This is a genomic window from Mycobacterium sp., from assembly GCF_052144515.1.
In the GTDB taxonomy this organism is placed as follows: Bacteria; Actinomycetota; Actinomycetes; order Mycobacteriales; family Mycobacteriaceae; genus Mycobacterium.
On record NZ_JBKQQD010000372.1, the window covers coordinates 1 to 4,207 of the forward strand.

Sequence of the window (4,207 nt, forward strand, 5' to 3'; positions counted from 1 at the left end):
TCTCTCTACGTTCCATCGATCGGCCTGATCGTCGCTGGCGACGTTGTGTACAACCAATGCCGCATGTATGTCGGCGACACCACCCCCGAGAGCCGAAAGAATTGGATCGCGGACCTGGACCGGTTAGCGGCGCTGAACCCGACGATTGTTGTCGCCGGTCACAAGAAGCCTGGCGCGCCCGACTCTCCCTCGGCGGTCCAGGACACCAAGCGTTACCTTGAGGACTTCGATCGGGTGCAGAAAACCGCGACGTCCGACCAGGACCTGTTCGATCAGATGACGGCGCTGTACCCGGATTGGGTGGCCAATCAGTCGTGGCTGATGTTCGGATTCCCGGGGGTATAACTCACATCAACGGCAGATGCGCATGTTTCCTCGCGCAGGATGAGCACTCCTTATCGGAATTGGGGTTGTCAATGAGCGTTCAAATCGAACAAAAGAGCTATGCGATGCCCCCTGCCGCGGGTTCACCATCACACTTTTCATCACCGTCGCCGACATCAATCGATCGGCTGACTTCTATGAAGGTCGTCGTCGACGCGGAGACCGACAAGATCCTCGGCGCGGCGATCTTCGGGGTGGGCGGCGACGAGGTGGTCCACGAGATTCTGGACATCATGTCCGCCGGAGCCCCTTACACCACGGTGGCACGCACCATGCACATCCATCCGACCGTCAGCGAGTTGCTGCCGACGACGCTTCAGGAGATGAAACCCGTGCCTTAGCAGACACGGCCGCGCCCCGCGACCAGCTGCCAAGTCACACCCCGTCATAACCGGGGTGCGAGACCCAACCAGTGGAGATGGAGACACCAGATGACCGAGCTTCCACCGCGCCCAGAGGGAATTGCACTGGCCCATTTCATCGTCTCGAACGATGTCGAGCGCTCTCGGCGTTTTTACACCGAAGTGCTCGGCGGCAGGGTGGCCTTTCACGGAGACGTGACCTATGTCGCACTGGCCAACAGCTGGATCATCATCAATGTCGGCGGAGGCCCGACCGACGACAAGCCAACGGTCACCCTGGAGGCGCCACGCGATCCTGACCGGGTCAGCAGCTTCCTCAATATCCGGGTCAAAGACATCTCGGCCGTGTACGCCGAATGGAGCGCCCGGGGTGCTCAGTTCCTGACGCCGCCCAAACAGCACCAGTACGAGATCCGCTGCTACATCCGCGATCCCGACGGTCATCTGATCGAAGTGGGGCAAACCACGGACCCGCAGGGGGACTGGTCGCCCGCTCACTGGCCATCAAGTACGGCCGCCGAGAAGGCCGACTGAATGCCGAGTGACTGCCGGCGCAATCCCTCACATCGACGGTGGCCAACACCGGGACCGTTCCCCCGCTCTCAGCGCAGCGGTGCGAGACTGCTCGGGCCCGCGATGCTTCGGACCGCCGTTGTTAGCGCCATGATGCAGAGGAGGTTTCGGTCATGACCGCCGCGATCATCGGCACTGGAGGGATCGGATCGGCCATCGCCCGCCAGCTCGCCTCAGGTGGCGGGACCCTGCGGCTCTCGAGTGCCAACACTGAGTCGGCACGAACTCTGGCTGCAAAGATCGGTCGGGCTGCCGTCGCCGCGGTCGACAACCGCGACGCGTTGCAGGGCGCCGATGCCGTCGTCCTCGCGCTGCGCTTCACCGTGCTGAAGGGCGTCATCGACGACATCGCCGAGCTGCTGACCGACAAGCTGGTGGTCATTCCGAGCAACCCGCTCGCCGTCGACGCACACGGTGACCTGACACGTCTCCTGCCGGAAGGGCGATCCTCTGGCGGGGTTGTCGCCGGGTGGCTGCCGGCGGGGGCGCGCTTGGCCATGGCGTTTGGAACCCTGTCGGCCGACCTCTTGGAGTCCGCCAGCAACCGATCACCGGAGCCGGCGGTCCTGTTCTACGTGACCGACGAGGACCGTGCTGGCGAGGAAGTCGAGCGGTTGATCCGAACGGCCGGCTTCGAGCCGGTGAAGGTCGGCGGCATCGAACAGTCGGGTCGACTTGAGGTGGGCGGGGACCTTCACGATCTCGTAGTCGGCCCCGCAGAAGCGCGGTCATTGATCGGTGGGGCCTGATCGCTTCGCCGCCCTGGCCGGAGGCACCTCTTCGGTCGGGCCGTCGCCCAGATGGTCTTGACGGCGCTGACCATCGCGGTGTCGAAGGGCACGGACAGTGGTATCGAGGACGAGGCGGCTCCCGCGACCACACACTTTCCCCCGCCCCCTGACCTACCCCTTTCCCCACGAATCCAGCGCAGGAAGGGCCGCAAAGGTGCCCGGGCGCCGTCTGGTCGGCGCGACCGTCAACGTCTAATCCCATCAATTGTTCAGGTGCGGAGTAGGCGACCGTTCCAACGGTCATGTTCATCGTTGTGCGGCTAATGCACCCATTACCGCTCTAACGGGGAAGGAACAGCCCACCATGAACACCACACCTGACAACATGCCAACCGAGCTGCTACAGGCCAGCACCGTCGAGGCCATCGACGAGCTGCTCAGGCGCGGCGTCGGGCTCGACGAACCGTGCCATCAAACCTGCGTATCCGGCCTCGACGAGCTGCGCGCCCTTGTCGGCGAGGACGCGGTTGACCGGTGGGTGGCGCGATGACCACCACACCCCACAACACCGCGACTCGCGAGTCCCCGATACCGGGTCCATCCGGGATTAGAGTCGGGTGTTGTCGTTCCAGGTCTGATGTGACCTGTGAAGCCAGTGACGGAGTGTAGCCCGCTGGGCCTAGGTGAGCGCATGCCGGGAGTGGTGACACCCCGTATCGGCTGCTTTTCGACTGGGGCTCAGTGGATTGAATTGTCCCCGTTCTACGGCAGCTGGCTGGCCGTGATGGTTTCAGCCTTCGGTTGATTCCAGAGCCGAAAGGTGAAGGCGGACGCCGACTTTCGGTCGACACTCGCCTGTGTAATGCTGCGGTGCTAACCGGCGCCGGCGGTGCCGGGGGTTCCGGCGGTTCCGGGGGTGCCGCGGAAGCCGGCCCGGCCTGCTGTGCCTGCGGCGCCGCCGGTGTTGGTGACGCTGCCGGCGCCGCCGCCCTGTGCGCTGGCGTTGCCGCCGTTGCCGCCGTTGCCGTGGAACGCCCCGTTGCCGCCGGTGCCGCCGGCCCCGCCGGTGCTCGCGCTCGTGCCTGAGCCGGAGGTATAAATGCTGCTGTTGCCGCCGGTGCCGGCGATGGCGAACGCGCCGCTGGTGCCGCCCTGCCCGCCGGCGCCGCCGGTGGCGTTACCGGACGTGGCATTCGATACCGCAGCAGAGAGGCCACCGTCGCCGCCAGCACCGCCGCCGGCGAGCTGATCGACTGCATAAACCGAGTCCTCGGTGACTCCTTTGTCTACAACGCCGTCAAGCACGGGGCCAGCGCGGTCTCCATCGAGGGCGACGAGACACAGGTCGCCTGGAGAAACCAGGATCGGGAGCAGATCAACCTGCATGAAGGCCCTGTGCACGTCTACGTGCACAAGAAGGCATTTCCCGACGCGGGTACTAACGAAGCCCATTGGTTCCTCACCATGGAGGACTCGAATCCCGGACGGGAACTGTCGGTTTCAGTGCTCATCACCAAAGCGCTCGATTCGCTCTGGGACGTTGCCCGCCGTCGCTATCTCGGCGAAAGCGGGTCCATCACTTACATCAGTAAGGCCACCGTTGAAATGGCCGTGTACGCGACCACCATGCAGGCGATGAACTTGCTCAAGCGCGTGACGCACGAGCTGATCAAATTGAATCCGGACGGCACCGTTGACGGCACCGACCACCACGTCTTGGGCTACCGCATTCCTCTGGAATGGTCTATGCAAGAGGCAAACGCCGAAACGGAAGTTCGTCGGGTCACCCTCCCGGCTCGTCAGCGTGACCGACAGCTCTACTCGACCAGCGAGCGGGCATACCTTCCCATCACCCCAAGGGGATTCCAGCGAGGATTGACGTTCAAACCTGACGCTCCGTTTGCGGGTCGGGTAGCTCCGCCATCCGATTCCAGGCGGCTCAGAACCGGATCAAGCCGCGAATATTCACGCCGGCGTGCATGTCGGCGTAACCCTGATTGACCTCGTCGAGGGTGTATTCCCGCGTTACTAGCTCCTCGAGCTTGAGCTGCCCGGCCTGGTGCAACTCAAGCATCCGGGGGATATCGCGCCGTGGGTTGGAGGACCCGAACAGCGACCCGCGAACCTGCTTCTCGTACAGGGTCAGGTCGAACAGCG

General features: G+C 64.0%; 6 protein-coding genes and 2 pseudogenes. 6 read left to right on the plus strand and 2 right to left on the minus strand.

Annotated elements, in window-relative coordinates; translation table 11 throughout:
* The 5 genes and pseudogenes from ACLP9N_RS24295 to ACLP9N_RS24315 form a co-directional block, all read left to right on the plus strand.
* Positions 1-345 (plus strand): annotated as a pseudogene (locus ACLP9N_RS24295) (hypothetical protein); the annotation flags it as partial.
* Positions 346-521: 176 nt separating this feature from the next.
* Positions 522-725 (plus strand): annotated as a pseudogene (locus ACLP9N_RS24300) (pyruvate/2-oxoglutarate dehydrogenase complex dihydrolipoamide dehydrogenase); the annotation flags it as partial.
* Positions 726-815: 90 nt separating this feature from the next.
* A complete protein-coding gene (locus ACLP9N_RS24305) occupies positions 816-1,280 on the plus strand; it encodes a VOC family protein (RefSeq protein ID WP_442409775.1) in 465 nt (154 codons plus the stop codon).
* 152 nt (positions 1,281-1,432) lie between these two features.
* Positions 1,433-2,068: an NADPH-dependent F420 reductase gene (locus ACLP9N_RS24310; RefSeq protein ID WP_442409776.1), complete on the plus strand. Its 636-nt coding sequence runs from the start codon at positions 1,433-1,435 to the stop codon at positions 2,066-2,068.
* Between the two features lie 346 nt (positions 2,069-2,414).
* Positions 2,415-2,600: a hypothetical protein gene (locus ACLP9N_RS24315; RefSeq protein ID WP_442409777.1), complete on the plus strand. Its 186-nt coding sequence runs from the start codon at positions 2,415-2,417 to the stop codon at positions 2,598-2,600.
* Between the two features lie 323 nt (positions 2,601-2,923).
* On the opposite strand, the gene ACLP9N_RS24320 is transcribed toward ACLP9N_RS24315, so the two are convergent.
* The gene (locus ACLP9N_RS24320) at positions 2,924-3,436 is read right to left on the minus strand and encodes a hypothetical protein (RefSeq protein WP_442409778.1); all 513 of its coding nucleotides are present in this window, start codon (positions 3,434-3,436) and stop codon (positions 2,924-2,926) included.
* A gap of 9 nt (positions 3,437-3,445) precedes the next feature.
* Here ACLP9N_RS24320 and ACLP9N_RS24325 point away from each other — a divergent pair, with 9 nt between their 5' ends.
* The gene (locus ACLP9N_RS24325) at positions 3,446-4,051 is read left to right on the plus strand and encodes a hypothetical protein (RefSeq protein ID WP_442409779.1); all 606 of its coding nucleotides are present in this window, start codon (positions 3,446-3,448) and stop codon (positions 4,049-4,051) included.
* Here ACLP9N_RS24325 and ACLP9N_RS24330 read toward each other — a convergent pair.
* Positions 3,990-4,207: alcohol dehydrogenase (locus tag ACLP9N_RS24330; protein ID WP_442409780.1), on the minus strand; the 218-nt coding region annotated here is incomplete at its 5' end. The genes ACLP9N_RS24325 and ACLP9N_RS24330 overlap by 62 nt on opposite strands.

Excerpts from the sequence above, each read along its gene's own strand:
- ACLP9N_RS24305 (WP_442409775.1), top strand. The coding sequence starts at position 816 with ATGACCGAGCTTCCACCGCGCCCAGAGGGAATTGCACTGGCCCATTTC.
- ACLP9N_RS24310 (WP_442409776.1), top strand. The coding sequence starts at position 1,433 with ATGACCGCCGCGATCATCGGCACTGGAGGGATCGGATCGGCCATCGCC.
- ACLP9N_RS24315 (WP_442409777.1), top strand. The coding sequence starts at position 2,415 with ATGAACACCACACCTGACAACATGCCAACCGAGCTGCTACAGGCCAGC.
- ACLP9N_RS24320 (WP_442409778.1), bottom strand. The coding sequence starts at position 3,436 with ATGCAGGTTGATCTGCTCCCGATCCTGGTTTCTCCAGGCGACCTGTGT.